Source organism: Sorangium sp. So ce836, assembly GCF_028553905.1.
In the GTDB taxonomy this organism is placed as follows: Bacteria; Myxococcota_A; Polyangia; order Polyangiales; family Polyangiaceae; genus Sorangium; species Sorangium cellulosum_D.
Genome location: NZ_CP102233.1, coordinates 7,136,824 through 7,153,808, shown reverse-complemented (window position 1 = coordinate 7,153,808; position 16,985 = coordinate 7,136,824). Strand labels below are relative to the sequence as shown.

Annotated in this window: 17 protein-coding genes; 16 read left to right on the top strand and 1 reads right to left on the bottom strand. The window is 70.5% G+C overall.

The window, feature by feature from the left end; all coding sequences use genetic code 11:
• The first annotated feature begins 330 nt into the window (after window positions 1-330).
• From NQZ70_RS25825 to NQZ70_RS25755, 15 genes are all read left to right on the top strand, one after another.
• Window positions 331-780 carry a hypothetical protein gene (locus NQZ70_RS25825; RefSeq protein WP_129576571.1) on the top strand — a complete coding sequence of 150 codons (450 nt, stop codon included), beginning with the start codon at window positions 331-333 and terminating at the stop codon, window positions 778-780.
• Between the two features lie 191 nt (window positions 781-971).
• Window positions 972-1,889 carry a cation diffusion facilitator family transporter gene (locus tag NQZ70_RS25820; protein ID WP_129576570.1) on the top strand — a complete coding sequence of 306 codons (918 nt, stop codon included), beginning with the start codon at window positions 972-974 and terminating at the stop codon, window positions 1,887-1,889.
• A gap of 129 nt (window positions 1,890-2,018) precedes the next feature.
• Complete coding sequence (locus tag NQZ70_RS25815) at window positions 2,019-2,687, top strand: vitamin K epoxide reductase family protein (RefSeq protein WP_237245608.1); 669 nt, start codon at window positions 2,019-2,021, stop codon at window positions 2,685-2,687.
• A gap of 237 nt (window positions 2,688-2,924) precedes the next feature.
• Window positions 2,925-3,575: a cytochrome c3 family protein gene (locus NQZ70_RS25810; protein WP_129576569.1), complete on the top strand. Its 651-nt coding sequence runs from the start codon at window positions 2,925-2,927 to the stop codon at window positions 3,573-3,575.
• 20 nt (window positions 3,576-3,595) lie between these two features.
• Window positions 3,596-6,715 carry a 4Fe-4S dicluster domain-containing protein gene (locus NQZ70_RS25805; RefSeq protein ID WP_237245607.1) on the top strand — a complete coding sequence of 1,040 codons (3,120 nt, stop codon included), beginning with the start codon at window positions 3,596-3,598 and terminating at the stop codon, window positions 6,713-6,715.
• A 3-nt stretch (window positions 6,716-6,718) separates the two neighbouring features.
• Window positions 6,719-8,080, top strand: a complete 1,362-nt coding sequence (nrfD, locus tag NQZ70_RS25800) for an NrfD/PsrC family molybdoenzyme membrane anchor subunit (protein WP_129576568.1) — start codon at window positions 6,719-6,721, stop codon at window positions 8,078-8,080.
• Entirely contained in the window at window positions 8,080-8,616 is a 537-nt protein-coding gene (locus tag NQZ70_RS25795; RefSeq protein ID WP_129576567.1) for a DUF3341 domain-containing protein, read from the top strand. Before nrfD ends, NQZ70_RS25795 begins: the two co-directional genes overlap by 1 nt.
• Window positions 8,613-9,239 carry a cytochrome c gene (locus tag NQZ70_RS25790; protein ID WP_129576566.1) on the top strand — a complete coding sequence of 209 codons (627 nt, stop codon included), beginning with the start codon at window positions 8,613-8,615 and terminating at the stop codon, window positions 9,237-9,239. Before NQZ70_RS25795 ends, NQZ70_RS25790 begins: the two co-directional genes overlap by 4 nt.
• The gene (locus NQZ70_RS25785) at window positions 9,236-10,417 is read left to right on the top strand and encodes a hypothetical protein (protein WP_129576565.1); all 1,182 of its coding nucleotides are present in this window, start codon (window positions 9,236-9,238) and stop codon (window positions 10,415-10,417) included. Before NQZ70_RS25790 ends, NQZ70_RS25785 begins: the two co-directional genes overlap by 4 nt.
• On the top strand, window positions 10,417-10,785 hold the full coding sequence (locus NQZ70_RS25780) for a hypothetical protein (protein WP_237245606.1): 369 nt from the start codon (window positions 10,417-10,419) through the stop codon (window positions 10,783-10,785). Before NQZ70_RS25785 ends, NQZ70_RS25780 begins: the two co-directional genes overlap by 1 nt.
• A 14-nt stretch (window positions 10,786-10,799) precedes the next feature.
• A complete protein-coding gene (locus NQZ70_RS25775; RefSeq protein WP_237245605.1) occupies window positions 10,800-11,735 on the top strand; it encodes an SCO family protein in 936 nt (311 codons plus the stop codon).
• Window positions 11,732-12,895 (top strand): cytochrome c oxidase subunit II, encoded by a 1,164-nt coding sequence (coxB, locus tag NQZ70_RS25770; protein WP_275938224.1) that lies wholly within the window; start codon window positions 11,732-11,734, stop codon window positions 12,893-12,895. The genes NQZ70_RS25775 and coxB overlap by 4 nt, the downstream gene beginning before the upstream one ends.
• On the top strand, window positions 12,892-14,556 hold the full coding sequence (locus tag NQZ70_RS25765) for a cbb3-type cytochrome c oxidase subunit I (RefSeq protein ID WP_129576563.1): 1,665 nt from the start codon (window positions 12,892-12,894) through the stop codon (window positions 14,554-14,556). Before coxB ends, NQZ70_RS25765 begins: the two co-directional genes overlap by 4 nt.
• Window positions 14,531-15,169 (top strand): cytochrome c oxidase subunit 3 family protein, encoded by a 639-nt coding sequence (locus tag NQZ70_RS25760; RefSeq protein ID WP_061622245.1) that lies wholly within the window; start codon window positions 14,531-14,533, stop codon window positions 15,167-15,169. Before NQZ70_RS25765 ends, NQZ70_RS25760 begins: the two co-directional genes overlap by 26 nt.
• Window positions 15,170-15,190: 21 nt before the next feature.
• Complete coding sequence (locus tag NQZ70_RS25755; protein WP_129576562.1) at window positions 15,191-15,592, top strand: cytochrome C oxidase subunit IV family protein; 402 nt, start codon at window positions 15,191-15,193, stop codon at window positions 15,590-15,592.
• A 30-nt stretch (window positions 15,593-15,622) separates the two neighbouring features.
• On the opposite strand, the gene NQZ70_RS25750 is transcribed toward NQZ70_RS25755, so the two are convergent.
• Window positions 15,623-15,952, bottom strand: coding sequence for a hypothetical protein (locus NQZ70_RS25750; protein ID WP_129576561.1), 330 nt, complete (start codon window positions 15,950-15,952; stop codon window positions 15,623-15,625).
• A 172-nt stretch (window positions 15,953-16,124) separates the two neighbouring features.
• Here NQZ70_RS25750 and NQZ70_RS25745 point away from each other — a divergent pair, with 172 nt between their 5' ends.
• On the top strand, window positions 16,125-16,901 hold the full coding sequence (locus NQZ70_RS25745) for a DUF4396 domain-containing protein (protein WP_129576560.1): 777 nt from the start codon (window positions 16,125-16,127) through the stop codon (window positions 16,899-16,901).
• Window positions 16,902-16,985 lie beyond the last annotated feature (84 nt).

The window sequence follows — 16,985 nt, the reverse complement described above, 5'->3', positions numbered from 1 at the left end:
CGCTCCTCGCCGACCGGCGCGCCGAGCGCCGACGGGCTTTGAAAGCACGCGACCGGACACGGGATGCCGGCGCGACGAGGCCGCCCCGCGTCTGATCCCGATCGTGGCATCACGACGTCCGCCGACGCCTCGGCAGGCCGGCGTGAGCGCTGCGCGGTCATGGTCGTCCTCGCGTCACCGCCACCCGCCGATTCACATCCCACCGCGGCACGACGCTTGCTCAAACCGCGACGACACGGCCGGGCGGCTGTGGTACCGGCCAGCCCGGACGCGAGGCCCGAGAGGGACAGTGGGTCCGCCGTGAAGCAGAGAGGCGATCGAGGTGGTGAGATGAAACACGTTGACACGGGCCGACGAGCCGGCCGCCAGATAGGGCTCACGCTCGGTCTTCTCGCGAGCATGGCGCTCGCCGGCTGCGGCGGCCCGAGCGAGAAGACCGTGCAGGGCACGCGGCTCGCGCCCGGCGCCGATGCGCACGTCACCGCCGACGTCGACTCCGACGCCGCGACCACGCGGCTGGCGGTGGAGGTCGTTCACCTCTCGCCGCCCGAGCGGATCGAGGCCGGCAGCGAGCGGTTCGTCGTCTGGCAGCGTCCGAGCTCCGAGTCCCCGTGGCTACGGGTCGGAGTGCTCGACTACAACGCTGCCAGCCGAAGAGGCAGGCTGGCCGAGACGACCGTGCCGCACGCCAACTTCGAGCTCCTCATCACCGTCGAGAAGCAGAGCAGCCCTCAGTCGCCATCGTCTGCCGCCGTCATCGGGCCGACGTCCGTCGGGTAACATCGCGCTATCAGCAGCGCTGAGCCCGCCAGCAGGCCCCAGAGCCCTGCCTCGATCGCTTTCCCCATCATCCCTGCGCACTCCTCCAGCGACGGCCGCGTCAAGGCAACCGCCGTGCCGGCGCGGCTCTACGTGCGCGACAGGAGAGCGTCCTGGCGCGGCCTGCGCATCGCTGGAAGGATCGGCGGAGCATGGAGAAAGAATCGAGGATCGCGATCTACGGCGCCGTCGCCGCCAACGTGGCGATCGCGGCGGTCAAGTTCATCGCCGCCGCCGTGACCGGCAGCTCGGCGATGCTCTCCGAGGGCGTGCACTCCCTCGTCGATACCGCAGACGGGCTCCTCCTCCTGCTCGGCAAGCACCGGAGCGCCCGCCCGCCCGACGCCGAGCATCCGTTCGGCCACGGCAAGGAGCTCTATTTCTGGACGCTGATCGTCGCCATCATGATCTTCGCCGCGGGCGGCGGCGTCTCGATCTACGAAGGGATCTTGCACCTCTTGCACCCGCGCCCGATCGAGGATCCGACGTGGAACTATGTTGTCCTCGGCGCAGCGGCCGTCTTCGAGGGGACGTCGCTCGCCATCTCGATCCACGAGTTCAAGAAGAAAGACGGACAGGGCTACGTCGCGGCGATGCGGTCCAGCAAGGACCCGACGACGTTCACGATCGTCCTGGAGGATTCCGCGGCGCTCGCCGGGCTCGCCATCGCCTTCCTCGGCGTCTGGCTCGGGCACCGCCTGGGAAACCCCTACCTCGACGGCGCGGCGTCGATCGGCATCGGCCTCGTGCTCGCCGCGGTCGCGGTCTTCCTCGCCAGCCAGAGCCGTGGACTCCTCGTAGGGGAGAGCGCGGACAGGGAGCTCCTCGCCGCGATCCGCGCGCTCGCCGGCGCAGATCCTGGCGTGTCGGCGGTGGGGCGGCCCCTGACGATGCACTTCGGTCCGCACGAAGTCCTGGTCGTGCTGCGCATCGAGTTCGACGCCGCGCTCACGGCGTCCGGGGTCGCGGAGGCGATCGAGCGCATCGAGACCCGGATACGGAGCGAGCGACCCGACGTGAAGCACATCTACGTCGAGGCCAGGTCGCTCCACCAGCGCGCGAGGGCGTGACGCGCCGTGGAGAGACCGCTCGCGGCCTCCGCCATCCTCCGCGGCGCCCGGGCTCGGGTAGCCCTCGCAGCAGGGCGCGCCTGGCGGGCAAACCGTGCAGACGTCGTCCTTCGACGCGAGGTACGCTGGTTGCAAGTCGTCACGCCGTATCGCGAGGTCCGGCAGCGCCGGAGCCCGGGCGTGCCGGGCGCACGAAGGCCCGGCGAGCGCGGGCTTCGAGGGGGCGACGTCATGAGGAAGGGCAGGGCGCATGGGGCGATGCTCGGCGGGCGAGAGGACGGCTGGCGTCGCGGCCTCCCCGGCGCCGGCGCGCTTCGCGCCGCGCTCCAGCGCGGTCGCTCGCGCGATCTCGCCCGGCGCCGGCTCATCGCCGCCGTGTCCCTCACCGGCGGCGCCAGCATGGCGGTCGTCTCGCTGTTCCAGCTCGGGATCATCGAGCACCTGCCCGATCCTCCGCTTCCAGGGTTCGATTCGGCCAAGGTGACGAGCTCCGATATCGCGTTCGGGCTCACGATGCCGGACGCGCCGCTCGCGCTCACCAGCTTCGCGTCCAACCTGGCGCTGGCTGGCTGGGGAGGCGCCGAGCGCGCCAGGAACACCCCCTGGATCCCCGTCGCCGTGGCGGCCAAGGCGGCCGTCGAGGCGGCCGTGTCCGGATGGCTCCTCGTCCAGATGCGACGGCGGGAGAGGGCCTGGTGCGCGTACTGCCTGGTCGCCATGGCGGCCAACATGGCCGTGTTCGCGCTCTCGCTCCCGGAAGGGTGGGCGGCGCTGGGGAAGGCGCGAGCGCGCTCGTGACAGGGCCGCGCGGGCGCCCCGGCCATCGGAGGCCGGCGTGCCCCCGCTCCGTCACGCCCCGGCCCGCGCCGCGGTGAGCTGCCGCGGACAGGGCGCGTACCGTGGACCCCGCACGCGCCGCGTCGACGGACATCCCCGGCGGCTCGCGCGGCGCGGCCGGCGCAACTCCGGCCCGCCGCCGGGCATCGACATCTCCCGCGAGCAAGGTCACTCCGCTCCTGCCCGCGTCCGCGAACGATGGCTGCGCTGTTTCCACCCTGGAGCAACTCCGTTTACCGCGTCGCGCTCGTCGGGCTCGTCGCCTCGGCGGGCGGCGCCATCCTCGCGCTCATGATCTACGTCCGCACGCCGTGGAAGCGATACCAGTTCGAGCCCGTCGATCAGCCGGTGCAGTTCGATCACCGCCATCACGTGCAGGACGACGCCATCGATTGCGTCTACTGCCACACCACGGTGACCCGCTCGCCGACGGCGGGGATGCCGCCGACGGCCACGTGCATGGGGTGCCACAGCCAGATCTGGAATCAGAGCGTCATGCTCGAGCCCGTGCGGCGGAGCTGGTTCTCCGGCATGCCGATCCCGTGGAACCGGGTGAACTCCGTGCCCGACTTCGTCTATTTCAACCACGCGATTCACGTGAACAAGGGCGTTGGCTGCGTGAGCTGCCACGGGCGCGTGGACGAGATGGCGGCCGTCTACAAGGTGGCGCCGATGACGATGGGCTGGTGCCTGGAGTGCCATCGCCTGCCGGAGCCGCACCTGCGCCCGCTCTCCGCGATCACCGACATGCGCTGGGACCCGGGGGAGCGGAGGGACGAGCTCGGGGCGCAGCTCGCGAAGGAGTACGGGGTCCGGCGGCTCACGCACTGCACAGCGTGCCATCGATGAACGATGAACAGGGGATCTCCGTGAAAGACGCAGATGAGATGAAGGAATGGTGGCTAGAGGCGCTCGGGCCGGCGGGAGAGCGCGCGTCCTACAGGCTGCTGGCGCCGCTCATCGAGAGCCCGGAGCTCCGCGCGCTCGCCGCGGGCGAACCGCCCCGGGGCGTGGACGAGCCGGCGGGCGTCAGCCGCCGCGCGCTGCTCAAGCTGCTCGGCGCGAGCATGGCGCTCGCCGGCGTCGCGGGCTGCACCCCGCATGAGCCCGAGAAGATCCTGCCGTACAACGAGACCCCGCCCGGCGTCGTGCCGGGTCTCTCCCAGTCCTACGCGACGAGCATGGTGCTCGACGGGTATGCCATGGGCCTCCTCGCCAAGAGCTATGCGGGGCGGCCCATCAAGATCGAGGGCAACCCCGCGCACCCGGCGAGCCTCGGCGCGACCGGCGTCCACGAGCAGGCCTCGATCCTCTCGCTGTACGACCCGTACCGCGCGCGCGCGCCGACGCGCGGCGGCCAGGTCGCGTCGTGGGAGGCGTTCTCCGCGCGCTTCGGCGGCGACCGCGAGGACGGCGGCGCTGGCCTCCGCTTCGTCCTCCAGCCCACGAGCTCGCCCCTCATCGCCGCGCTGATCGAGCGCGTCCGGCGCAGGTTCCCCGGCGCGCGGTTCACCTTCTGGTCGCCGGTCCACGCCGAGCACGCGCTCGAAGGCGCGCGGGCGGCGCTCGGCCTCAGGCTCCTGCCTCAGCTCGACGTCGACCAGGCCGAGGTGATCCTCGCGCTGGACGCGGACTTCCTCGCGGACATGCCGTTCAGCGTGCGCTATGCGCGCGACTTCGCCTCGCGCCGCCGCCCCGCGAGCCCGGCGGCGGCCATGAGCCGCCTCTACGTCGCGGAGGCGATGTTCACGCCCACGGGGACGCTCGCCGACCACCGGCTCCGCGTGCGGCCCGCCGAGGTCGCGCGCGTCGCGGCCGGCGTCGCGGCGGAGCTCGTGCACGGCCTCGGCCTGCGCCCGCGCGGGATCACGGACGCCGACGCCGCCGCGCTGCGCGCGCTCCGCCCCCCGGACGGCGAGGGGCACGGCGCCTTCGTCCGGGCGCTCGCGCGCGATCTCGCGCGCGCGCGGGGCGCCGGCGTCGCCGTCGTCGGCGACGGCCAGCCACCCATCGTCCACGCCCTCGGGCACGTCATCAACGCCGCGCTCCGCAGCCGGGCGGCCTGGATGGTCGATCCTGTGCTGATCGACGCGGGCCCCTCCACGCAGAGCTTCTCCGAGCTCGTCGGCGAGCTCGGGCGCGGCGCGGTCGACACCTTGATCCTCCTCGACGTGAACCCCGTGTACGCCGCGCCGGCCGACGTCGATTTCGCGGGCCTCCTCGCGCGCGTGCCCACGAGCTTGAAGGCCGGGCTCTACGACGACGAGACCGCCCGCGCTTGCACGTGGTTCGTGCCGACCCGGCATTACCTCGAGTCGTGGGGGGACGCGCGGGCGTACGACGGGACGGTCTCGTTCGTGCAACCCCTCGTCCGGCCGCTGTTCGACGGCCGGGCGGTGCCCGAGCTGCTCGCCGTCTTCGCGGGGGACGAGCGCCCGGATCCCCGGCTGCTGCTTCGCGAGCACTGGCGCGGCGAGCGCGGAGAGGCGGATTTCGAGGCCTTCTGGGGCGAGGCATTGAAGCGCGGCTTCCTCCCTGACAGCGCCCGGCCGAGGCAGACACCCGATCTCGCGCCGGCCGACCTCGCCCAGGAGCTCGCGCGGCTCGCCGCCGCGCCGCGGCCGGCCGGCGGCGCGCTCGACGTGGCGTTCCTCAGGTCGCCGTCGCTCCACGACGGCAGGTTCGCCAACAACCCCTGGCTGCAAGAGCTCCCGCGGCCGATCACCAGGCTCACCTGGGGCAACGCCGCCATGATGAGCGCGGCGACCGCGGCGCGGCTCGGCGTCGAGCGCGGCGATGTCGTCGAGCTCGCGCTGCGCGGCCGCACGATCGAGATCCCGGCCGTCGTCGTCCGCGGGCACGCCGACGACGTGATCAGCGTCGACCTCGGCTACGGGCGCGACGCCGGCGAGGAGGTCGCGCGCGGGGTGGGCGTGTCGGCGTATCGGATCCGCCCGTCCGACGCGCGGTGGTTCGCGGGGGGCCTCTCCGTGAGGAAGACCGGCGCCACGGCCGCGCTCGCGCTGGCTCAGCTCGAGCTCTCCCAGCACGACCGTCCCATCGCGCTCCGGAGGACGCTGCCGCAGTACCGTGAACAGCCCGGTTTCGCGGAGGAGCACAAGGGGCCGGTCCGCTCGATCCTGCCGGAGGTCGAGTACACCGGCGCGCAATGGGCGATGTCCATCGACATGTCGATCTGCACCGGGTGCTCCTCGTGCGTCGTGGCCTGTCAGGCCGAGAACAACGTCCTCGTCGTCGGCAAGGAGGAGGTGATGCACGGCCGCGAGATGCAGTGGTTGCGGATCGATCAGTACTTCGAGGGTGGAGGCGACGAGGTGAGCGTCGTCAACCAGCCGATGCTCTGCCAGCACTGCGAGAAGGCGCCGTGCGAGTACGTCTGTCCGGTGAACGCGACGGTCCACAGCCCCGACGGCCTCAACGAGATGATCTACAACCGATGCATCGGGACGCGCTTTTGCTCCAACAACTGCCCGTACAAGATCCGGCGGTTCAATTTCTTCGACTACAATGCCCACGTCCCGTACAACGCCGGCCTCCGCAGGCTCCAGCGCAACCCGGACGTCACCGTCCGCGCCCGCGGCGTCATGGAGAAATGCACGTACTGCGTGCAGCGGATCCGCGAGGCGGACATCCGCGCGCAGATCGAGCGGCGGCCGCTCCGGCCGGGCGAGGTGGTCACCGCTTGCCAGCAGGCCTGTCCGACCGGCGCGATCCAGTTCGGATCGCTGGATCACGCGGACACAAAGATGGTCGCGTGGCGCAGGGAGCCGCGCGCGTACGCCGTGCTCCACGACCTCGGCACCCGGCCGCGGACGGAGTACCTCGCCAAGATCGAGAACCCGAACCCGGGGTTCGGGGCGGAGGGCGCCGAGAGGCGACCCGGAGCCCCGAACGTCAAACCCGCGCTCGGGGCGGAGGGCGCCGAGAGGCGACCCGGAGCCCCGAACGTCAAACCCGAGATTGAATGAGCCATGGCGGGCCCGCTCATCCTGGACGCACCGACCGACGATCAGCTGTCGAAGCAGCTCCTCGAGCCGGTATGGAAGCCGCGCTCCCGGCTCGGCTGGATGCTCGCGTTCGGGCTCGCGCTCGGCGGCACGGGCCTGCTCTTCCTCGCGATCACCTACACCGTCCTCACCGGGATCGGCGTGTGGGGCAACAACATCCCGGTCGCCTGGGCCTTCGCGATCACCAACTTCGTCTGGTGGATCGGGATCGGCCACGCCGGGACGTTCATCTCCGCGATCCTCCTCCTGCTCGAGCAGAAGTGGCGGACGAGCATCAACCGCTTCGCCGAGGCGATGACGCTCTTCGCGGTCGTCCAGGCCGGCCTCTTTCCGGTCCTCCACCTCGGCCGCCCCTGGTTCGCCTACTGGATCTTCCCGTACCCCGCGACGATGCAGGTGTGGCCGCAGTTCCGGAGCGCGCTGCCGTGGGACGCCGCCGCGATCGCGACCTACTTCACGGTGTCGCTCCTGTTCTGGTACATGGGCCTCGTCCCGGATCTGGCGGCGCTGCGCGATCACGCCCCGGGCCGCGTCCGGCGGGTGATCTACGGGCTCATGTCGTTCGGCTGGCACGGCGCGGCCGACCACTTCCGGCATTACCGGGTGCTGTACGGGCTGCTCGCGGGGCTCGCGACGCCCCTCGTCGTCTCGGTGCACTCGATCGTGAGCAGCGATTTCGCGATCGCCCTGGTCCCCGGCTGGCACTCGACGCTCTTCCCGCCGTTCTTCGTCGCGGGCGCGATCTTCTCCGGGTTCGCGATGGTGCTCACGCTGCTCATCCCGGTGCGGCGGATCTACGGGCTCCATAACGTCGTGACCGCGCGCCACCTCGACGATCTCGCGAAGATGACGCTCGTGACCGGCTGGATCGTCATCCTCTCGTACATCATCGAGAACTTCCTCGCCTGGTACAGCGGCTCGGCGTACGAGATGCACCAGTATTTCCACACGCGCCTGCGCGGCCCGAACAGCGGCGCCTACTGGGCCCAGCACGTCTGCAACGTGCTCGTCATCCAGCTCCTCTGGAGCGAGCGGATCCGGACGAGCCCCGTCGCGCTCTGGCTCATCTCCCTCCTGGTCAACGTCGGGATGTGGAGCGAGCGGTTCACGCTCATCGTGATGTCGCTCGAGCAAGAGTTCCTCCCGTCCAAGTGGCACGGCTACAGCCCGACGTGGGTGGACTGGAGCCTCTTCATCGGGTCAGGCGGCTTCTTCATGCTCCTGTTCCTGAGCTTCCTGCGCGTCTTTCCGTTCGTCCCCGTCGCGGAGCTCAAGGAGCTCAACCATGAAGAGCTGGAGAAGGCTCGGGGCAAGGGGGGGCGCTGATGGAGACCGGAATGCTCGGCGAGTTCGACGACCCGGAGGCGATGCTCCATGCGATCCGGGAGCTCAAGCGGCGCGGCTACCGCCGGGTGGAAGCGTTCACACCCTATCCGGTGAAGGGGCTCGACGAGGCGCTCGGCCTCGAGCGCTCGAACCTCAACCGGATGGTGCTGCCCTTCGCGATCCTGGGCGTCGTGGGCGGCTACTTCATCCAGTGGTTCTGCAATGCGTTCCACTATCCGCTGAACGTGGGGGGGCGCCCGCTGAACTCGGCGCCGGCGTTCATCCCGATCACGTTCGAGATGGGCGTGCTCTCCACCTCGCTCTTCGGCGTGCTCATCGGCTTTTACCTGATGAGGCTGCCGAGGCTCTACATCCCCCTCTTCGACGCCCCGGGCTTCGAGCGCGTCACGCTGGATCGGTTCCTCGTCGGGCTCGACGACACGGAACCTTCCTTCTCGAGCGTCCAGGCGGAGCGCGACCTCCTCGCGCTCGGCGCGAGGCGCGTCGTCGTGGCGAGGAGGCGCGAGGAGCCATGAGGGCCGGCGCCCCGGCTCGCCCCCTCGGGCGCGCGCTCGCGCCGTTCGCCCTCGTCCTGCTCGCCGGGTGCCGCGAGAAGGTGCTGCCCGAGCCGGACTTCGAGCGGATGATCCGCCAGGAGAAATACGGACTCTGGGAGCCGTGCGAGCACTTCGACGACGGCCGCGCGATGCAGCACCCGCCCGAGGGGACCGTCGCGCGCGGGCGCGTCACCGGGCCGCCCGGCTATCTCCAGGGCGTCCTCGACGGGGAGTACGTCGCGGAGGTGCCGCTCTCGCTGACGGTCGATCTCGTGCAGCGCGGCCGGCAGCGCTTCGAGACCTTCTGCGCGCCGTGCCACGGGATCCTCGGCGACGGCAGCTCGCGCGTGGCGACGAACATGACGCTGCGCCCGCCGCCGTCGCTCGTCGGACCCGAGGCGCGGAGCTTCCCGCCGGGCAGGATCTACCAGGTCATCATCGAGGGCTACGGCCTGATGCCGCGCTACTCGGACGATCTGCCCGACATCGAAGAGCGCTGGGCCGTGGTCGCCTACGTGAAGGCGCTTCAGCTGAGCCGCGGAGTGGCGGCGGGCGCCCTCCCGCCAGCGCTCCGCGGCCGGGCAGAGCAGGAGCTGCGATGAACAGGGATGCCATCGAGTACAAGGGCGGCGCGACGATCGCGGCCTCGCTCGCGATCGCGGCGCTCGGCGCGGTCGCCGCGATCGTCGGCGGCTTCGTCGATCTCCGCCGGTTCTTCTTCTCGTACCTCGCCGCGTGGTCGTTCGCGGTGTTCCTGTCCGTGGGCGCGCTCGTCACGCTCCTCACCTGCAACGCCATGCGCGCGGGCTGGCCCACGGCGGTGCGCCGCCTCCTCGAGACGATGGTGGCGCCGCTGCCTCTGCTCGCGGCGCTCTCCGCGCCGATCCTGGTCGGCCTGGACACGCTGTACCCGTGGATGCACCCCGAGCGGATCGCCGGCGAGCACGCGCGGCGCATCCTCGAGCACAGGGCGCCCTACTTCAATCCAGGCTTCTTCGTCGTGCGCTCGGCGATCTACTTCGCGATCTGGATCGCCGTCGCCCTCGTGCTCCGCCGGCGATCGTTCGCGCAGGACCGTGAGCCGAGGGCCGACGTCAAGGACGCGATGTATGGCCTGAGCGGCGCCATGCTGCCGGTCGTGGCGATCACGATCGTCTTCTCGTCGTTCGACTGGCTCATGTCCCTCGATCCGACCTGGTACTCGACGATGTTCCCGGTCTACGTGTTCGCGAGCGCCTTCGTGACCGCCGTCGGCGCGCTCACGGTCCTCTCGTATGCCGCGCAGACGTCCGGCTACCTCGCGAGGCTGAACGACTCGCACTATTACGCGCTCGGGCGGCTGCTCCTCGCGTTCACGATATTCTGGGCCTATGCGGCCTATTTCCAGTTCATGTTGATCTGGATCGCGAACAAGCCCGATGAGGTCGCCTTCTTCCTCGACCGCTGGGAAGGGCCCTGGCGGCCGACCTCCATCCTCGTCGTCCTCACGCGGTTCGTCGTCCCGTTCCTGATCCTGATGTCGTACGCGATCAAGCGGCGCCCGCGCCAGCTCTCGTGGATGGCGCTCTGGGTCGTCGTCTCCGGCTACATCGACTTTCACTGGCTCGTGGTGCCGGCGACAGGGCGCCACGGGTTCGCCTATCACTGGCTCGACCTCGCGACCCTGTGCGTCGTGGGCGGCCTCTCGACCGCGTTCGCCGCGTGGCGGCTGCGAGGGCGGCCGGTGGTCCCGGTCCACGACCCGCGGCTCGAAGAGGCCTTTGCGTACCGGAGCATATGATGTTCCGTTCCCGTCACAGCGAGGTTCGCCAGGAGGAGGACACGCTCCCGTGGGGGCGCGTGATCCTCGCGTTCGCCGTCGTGCTCGCGATCGGCGGCGCGCTGACGCTCTGGGCCTGGCTCGCGATGCGGGCCCGCGAGGCGGATCTGCGGCCCTCCCTCGCGTTCCCCGAGAAGGAGCTCGGGCCGCGGCGCGAGGTCGGCATGGTCCAGCAGTCGCTGTTCGACGAGGCGCGCCTGGGCCAGCAGCTCGTCGACGCGCAGCGCGCGGAGCTCCGCCGCTTCGGCGTCGTCGATCGGGAGAGGGGCATCGTGAGCATCCCGATCGACGACGCGATCGAGCTCATGGTGGCGGGGGGCGCGCGATGAGCCGGGCCGTCGCCGTGGCCCTCCTGCTGGCGGCCGGCCTCGTGTCGCGCCCGGGCGCCGCGTCCGAGCCCGAGCGCGCGCGCCCCGCGCTGGGCCCGTCCGCGGCCGACGCCGCGCCGGCGAGCGACGGCTCCGGCGCGGAGGAGCCGCCCGAAGGCGCCTTCCTGGAGCCCACGCGCGGGGTGGACATCGAGGAGCGCCTCGGCCGCCCGGTGGACCGCGAGCTCGCCTTCACCGACATGGACGGGCGGCGGGTGCGCCTCGGCGACTACTTCGCCGACGGCAAGCCCCTCCTCCTCGTCCTCGCGTACTACCGGTGCCCCGCGCTGTGCGGCCTCGTGCTGCGCGGCGCCGTCGAGGGGCTGAAGCTCCTCCCGTACCGGCTCGGCGAGCAGTTCCACGCGCTCACGGTCAGCTTCGACCCGCGCGAGCGCCCGGCGGCCGCCTCGCAGAAGCGCGCGGTCACGCTGTCCGAGCTCGGCGCGGACGCGCGGGCGCCGGAGTGGCCATTCCTCGTCGGCGACGAGGCGGCGACCCGCGCGCTCGCCGCGGACCTCGGGTTCCGCTACGCCTACGATCCGACGACCGATCAGTACGCCCACCCGGCGGCCGTCTTCGTCCTGACGCCGGACGGGCGGATCTCCCGGTACCTGTACGGGACGGAGTTCTCGGCGCGCGATCTCCGGCTCGCGCTCCTGGAGGCGAGCCGCGGCGGTATCGGCACGATCGTCGATCGGGTGATCATGACCTGCTATCGCTTCGACCCGGCGAGCCGGAGATACGGTCCGTTCCTCCTCGGCTTCCTCCGGCTCGGAGCGGCGGCCATCCTGATCACGGTCGGCGGGCTGCTCGCCGTCCTGTGGCGGCGCGAGCGCCGGCGGCCACGCGCTCGCACGAGCTTCGCCGTCGGACGCGATGCCGCGGCCGACCGCCAGGGGAGGTCACCATGATCAACGAGCTCCTGCGCAAGCTCCTCTTTCTGCCCGGCCAGTGGTCGACGATCGCGTTCGACATCGACAAGCTGCATTACTTCGTGATCTCGGTGACGATGGCCGGCGCGACGCTCGTCGCCCTGTTCGCGGCCTACCTGATGATCCGGTACCGGCGGCGCGAGCGCGATGTTCAAGGCCCGTTCCCCGGAGCGACCGCGAGGCCTCCGCTCCTCCTCGAGGTCGGCATGGTGCTGGGCCTCATCGTCCTGTTCCTCGTCTGGTGGGTCATTGGAATGCGGCAGTATGCAGAGCTCCGCGTCGCCCCCGCGGACCCGGTCGTGGTGTACGTGACCGGGAAGCAGTGGATGTGGAAGTTCGCCTACCCGGAGGGCCCGAGCTCGGTGGCGACGCTCTATGTGCCGGCGCGTCGGCCGGTGAAGCTCGTCATGACGTCCCGGGACGTGATCCACAGCTTCTTCGTCCCCGATTTTCGCGTCAAGTACGATGTCGTCCCCGGCCGCTACACCACGCTGTGGTTCGAGGCGACCGCGCCGGGCGCCTATCAGATCCTGTGCACCGAGTACTGCGGGACGAACCACTCCACCATGCGCGGCGAGGTGATCGCGCTCGAGCCCTCCGATTTCGCGCGGTGGCTCTCCGACCGCGGGCGGGGCGCCGGTATCGCCGGACAGGAGTACACGCCGCCGTCGACGCCGGGCGAGGGGATCCCGCGCGAGCCGCTCAGCCTCGTCCGGCTGGGCGAGAACATCGCGGCCGAGGAGGGCTGCCTGCGCTGCCACACGCCGGACGGGACACCGCACATCGGGCCGACCTGGGCCGGCCTCTACATGTCGGTCGTCCCGCTGGAGAGCGGCGGCGCCGCGGTGGCCGACGACGCGTACATCACCGAGTCGATGATGGATCCGCTCGCCCGGATCCATCGCGGCTACCAGCGGGTCATGCCCTCGTTCCTCGGCCGGCTCCAGCCGGCGCAGGTCGCCGCCATCGTCGAGTACATCCGGTCGTTGAGGGGCGTCGCGCCGGAGCCGGGCGCCCGGACGCCGCTGCCCGAAGGCCCGCCCTTCCTGCGCTCCGGCCCGGAGCGCCCCGCCCCGCTCCGCGGGGGCGCGCCGGTCGGCCCGATCGAGGGCGGCAAGCCCGGGGAGGAGCTCCGATGAGCACGGAAGCGTACGAATCTCTGCCCGACGCGCCGGCCGAGAGGCCCGAGCCCGACTACCTCCATGTCGACCGCGGGGTGACGGAGTGGCTCACGACCACGGATCACAAGCGGATCGGCCTCATGTTCTACGCCGTCATCGTCGTGATGCTCTTCCTCGGAGGCATATTCGCCCTCATCCTGCGGACCGAGCTCCTCACGCCCGAGCGGACCATCGTCGACGCGGCGACCTACAACCGGATGTTCACGCTGCACGGCGTGATCATGGTCTGGCTGTTCATGATCCCGTCGATCCCCAACGCGTTCGGCAACTTCGTCCTGCCGATCATGCTCGGCGCCAAGGACCTCGCGTTCCCCCGGATCAACCTCGCGAGCTTCTACATCTACCTCCTCGGGGCGGCGATCGCGATGGGCGGCATGATCGCGGGCGGCACGGACACCGGCTGGACGTTCTACCCGACGTACAGCCTGAAGACCCCGATGACGGTGTTCCCGGTCGTCTTCGGCATCTTCATCGTCGGCGTCTCGTCCATCATGACGGCGGTCAACTTCATCGTGACCACGCACACGATGCGCGCCGAGGGGCTCACGTGGAGCCGCCTGCCGCTCTTCGTCTGGAGCACGTACGCGACGAGCATCATCCTGCTCTTCGCGACCCCGGTCCTCGGGCTCTCGATCCTGCTCGTCGGCATCGACCACGTGACCGCGCTCGGGATGTTCGACCCGCGGTTCGGCGGCGATCCGGTCCTCTTCCAGCACCTCTTCTGGTTCTACTCCCACCCCGCCGTCTACATCATGATCCTGCCGGCGTTCGGCGTGGTGAGCGAGGTCGTCTGCACGTTCGCGCACAAGCGCCCCGCGTCCTACTGGGCGATCGCCATCTCGTCGCTCGGGATCGCGTTCGTGGGGTTCTGGACGTGGGGCCACCACATGTTCGTGGCGGGGATGAGCGAGTACGCCGCGGACGTCTTCGGCGTGCTCTCGATGTTCGTGGCCATCTTCTCGGCCATCAAGGTCTACACGTGGGTCGCGACGCTGTACAGGGGCTCGATCCACTTCAATACGCCGCTGCTCTACTTCATCGCCTTCCTCTTCCTGTTCGTCTTCGGGGGGATGACGGGCGTGGCGGTCGCCACGCAGTCGCTGGACGTGCACTGGCACGACACGTACTTCGTGGTGGCGCACTTCCACTTCATCATGGTGGGCGGGACGCTCACCATGTTCCTCGCGGCGGCGCACTACTGGTTTCCGAAGATGTTCGGGCGCCTCTACTCGGAGCGCGTCGGGCTCCTCTCGGCCGCGTCGGTGTTCCTCGGCTTCTTCTTGACCTTCTTCCCGCAGTTCCTCCTCGGGAACATGGGGATGCCCCGCCGCTATTACAGCTACCCGCCGCGCTACCAGTGGCTCCACGTGCTCTCGACCGGCGGCGCCTACCTGCTCGCCGCGGCGCTCGTGATCTCGCTCCTGAACCTCGTCATCGCGCTCAAGTGGGGCCGGAAGGCCGGGAGGAACCCCTGGGGCGGGCGCACGCTCGAGTGGATGACCGGCGAGCCCTTGCCGCCCAAGCACAACTTCCCGGTCGCGCCGCTCGTCCGCCGCGGCCCGTACGAGTTCCAGCTCTCCGAGGAGGACGCCCGTGCGACAACCACGCCCGCTGCGTGAGCAGTTCGAAGATCTCGAGAAGCAGACGCACGCGGCCCGCCTCGGGATGTGGTTGTTCCTCGGGAGCGAGGTGCTCCTCTTCACCGGGCTCTTCGCCCTGTACGCGGCGTATCGCGAGCTCTACCCGCGCGATTTCGCCGAGGCCATCGCGCACAACAACGTCGCGATCGGCACCACCATGACGCTCATCCTGATCGGCAGCAGCTTCACCGTCGCCATGGCGGTGCACGCCGTCCGCGCCTCCCACCCGCGGCGCGCCGCGCTGTTCCTCGCGGTGAGCGTGGCGATCGGGATCGTGTTCCTCGTGCTGAAAGGGATCGAGTACGCGCAGCACTTCCGCGAGGGCATCTTCCCGGCCGGCGCCTACCGCTTCGCGGAGCTCCCGACGTTCGGCGCGCAGATGGCGTTCACGCTGTACTTCGCCATGACGGCGCTCCACGCCCTGCACGTCGTGGGCGGGGCCGGCCTCCTCACGGGGGTCGCGTGGGGGTGCTGGAAGGGCCGGTACTGGGCGTACGACCAGACGCCGGTGGAGCTCAGCGGCCTCTACTGGCACCTCGTGGACATCATGTGGATCTTCATCTGGCCGCTCCTCTACCTGACGCGCAAGTGACGGCACAGCCCGGAGACGACCATGCCGCAAGAGCACGTCGCGGAAAGCACGCCCTGGACCCGCTACCTCTGGACGCTGATGGCCCTCGTCGCCCTCACGCTCCTGTCGTTCGCGCTCTCGTTCCTGCGCACGGGGGCGTGGGAGATACCGATCGCGCTGCTCATCGCCGTGGTGAAGAGCGTGCTCGTGCTGCTCTTCTTCATGCACCTCGTGGAGCAGAAGTTCATCAACGCCTTCGCGATCATCGTGGCGGTGAGCTTCCTGGCGTTGCTCCTGTCGCTCGTTGTCGCCGACGTCGCGACGCGGCACACGTTCCCGCCCGCGCCGCTGCCGGCCCTGTCGCCGCCGGCGCCGGCGCTGAGCCCGCCGGCGCCGGGCGGCTCCGCGGGGCCGCCGCCGGAGCCGCTGCCGGGCGGCCGGTGACGGTCGCGCGGGCGCGGCGCCTCGGGCTTCCTACCCCCTCGCGCGGGTGGGGATGTGGCCGGGGATGAGGGAGGCGATGAAGATCGCGATCGCCACGAGCGCGTTGTTCCAGATCGTCCCCAGGCTGACCGTCGGGAGCGCCCAGCACGAGATGAAGAGCCACACCGCGAGGACCGTGTTGAGGTACCGCACCGCAGGGGCGAGCATGGCGGTGATCGCGAAGATCATGCAGAGCAGCCCGAGCACCCATGTGTTCGTCCGCTGCGCGTGGCTGTGCGGCCAGATGACGGCCGAGATGAGGAGCCAGAACCCGAGGACGACGTTCACGATGCGCGCCATGAGATTGCCAGCTCGAACCATGCTCCCTCCCGCCTCCGATCGTGGGACCGATCGGGTCGCCACGGATCGATAACGGGCGTGAGGAGACCGTCAACGGACGTGGCGGAGACGAGCGCGCCCGCCAGCCCGGCTGCGGCTCGCGCGAGGCGCGCGAGCGCTCCGCTGGCATGTGCGTCGCACCCGCGCGTCGGAGATGCAGATCGAACGGAAGGCGTGGCCGGCGCTCGTGCTCAACGGGGTCGCCCGGGAACAGGCGTTGCACGTGCGGCCCGCCGTGCCCACCTGGCTGACCGCCATCGCCTCCATCTCGCTCGCCGCCGCGGCAGCGTCGGCCTCGATCATCGCCGCCGATATCCTGTCCGGGCGCCGCCAGGCCATGTGGATCATGGATGTCGTCTGGCCGGTGACGGCGCTGTGGTCGGGCCCGCTGGGCCTCTGGGCCTACCTCCGCTGGGGCCGCGCAGGAACCGCGCAGGCGGCGAGCGAGGCGCGGCGGCGCGGCGAGGAGCCGCCGAGCAGGCGGCAGCCCTTTCCCGTGCTCGTCGCCAAGGGAACGACCCATTGCGGGAGCGGCTGCACGCTGGGCGACATCGTCGCCGAGGGCCTCGCGGCGGCGGTGCCGTTCACCCTCCTCGGCCACCGGTTGTTCGGCCGCTGGGTCTACGCTTATGTCGCTGCGTACGTCCTCGGCATCGCCTTCCAGTACTTCACGATCGCGCCGATGCGGGGGCTCTCCGTGAAGGACGGGCTCATCGCCGCGATCAAGGCGGACACGCTCTCGCTCACGGCGTGGCAGGTCGGCATGTACGGGTGGATGGCGCTCGTGCGCTTCGCCCTCTTCGGACGCGAGATCCCGAGGTCGAGCCCCGTGTTCTGGTTCATGATGCAGATCGCGATGTTCCTCGGCTTCGCGACCAGCTATCCGGTGAACTGGTGGCTCCTCCGGAGAGGCATCAAAGAGAAGATGTGAGGATGGAGCGCGCGGCGCTCCGTGCGAAGCTGGAGACGCGGGACATCGCTCCCTCGCCCCGCGCCCGGCCGAGCGGCGCGCGCC

Bases quoted from the DNA above. Each gene is read 5' to 3' on its own strand.
- NQZ70_RS25825 (WP_129576571.1), top strand. From the start codon at position 331: ATGAAACACGTTGACACGGGCCGACGAGCCGGCCGCCAGATAGGGCTC.
- NQZ70_RS25820 (WP_129576570.1), top strand. From the start codon at position 972: ATGGAGAAAGAATCGAGGATCGCGATCTACGGCGCCGTCGCCGCCAAC.
- NQZ70_RS25810 (WP_129576569.1), top strand. From the start codon at position 2,925: ATGGCTGCGCTGTTTCCACCCTGGAGCAACTCCGTTTACCGCGTCGCG.
- nrfD (WP_129576568.1), top strand. From the start codon at position 6,719: ATGGCGGGCCCGCTCATCCTGGACGCACCGACCGACGATCAGCTGTCG.
- NQZ70_RS25795 (WP_129576567.1), top strand. From the start codon at position 8,080: ATGGAGACCGGAATGCTCGGCGAGTTCGACGACCCGGAGGCGATGCTC.
- NQZ70_RS25790 (WP_129576566.1), top strand. From the start codon at position 8,613: ATGAGGGCCGGCGCCCCGGCTCGCCCCCTCGGGCGCGCGCTCGCGCCG.
- NQZ70_RS25785 (WP_129576565.1), top strand. From the start codon at position 9,236: ATGAACAGGGATGCCATCGAGTACAAGGGCGGCGCGACGATCGCGGCC.
- NQZ70_RS25780 (WP_237245606.1), top strand. From the start codon at position 10,417: ATGTTCCGTTCCCGTCACAGCGAGGTTCGCCAGGAGGAGGACACGCTC.
- coxB (WP_275938224.1), top strand. From the start codon at position 11,732: ATGATCAACGAGCTCCTGCGCAAGCTCCTCTTTCTGCCCGGCCAGTGG.
- NQZ70_RS25765 (WP_129576563.1), top strand. From the start codon at position 12,892: ATGAGCACGGAAGCGTACGAATCTCTGCCCGACGCGCCGGCCGAGAGG.
- NQZ70_RS25755 (WP_129576562.1), top strand. From the start codon at position 15,191: ATGCCGCAAGAGCACGTCGCGGAAAGCACGCCCTGGACCCGCTACCTC.
- NQZ70_RS25750 (WP_129576561.1), bottom strand. From the start codon at position 15,952: ATGGTTCGAGCTGGCAATCTCATGGCGCGCATCGTGAACGTCGTCCTC.
- NQZ70_RS25745 (WP_129576560.1), top strand. From the start codon at position 16,125: ATGCAGATCGAACGGAAGGCGTGGCCGGCGCTCGTGCTCAACGGGGTC.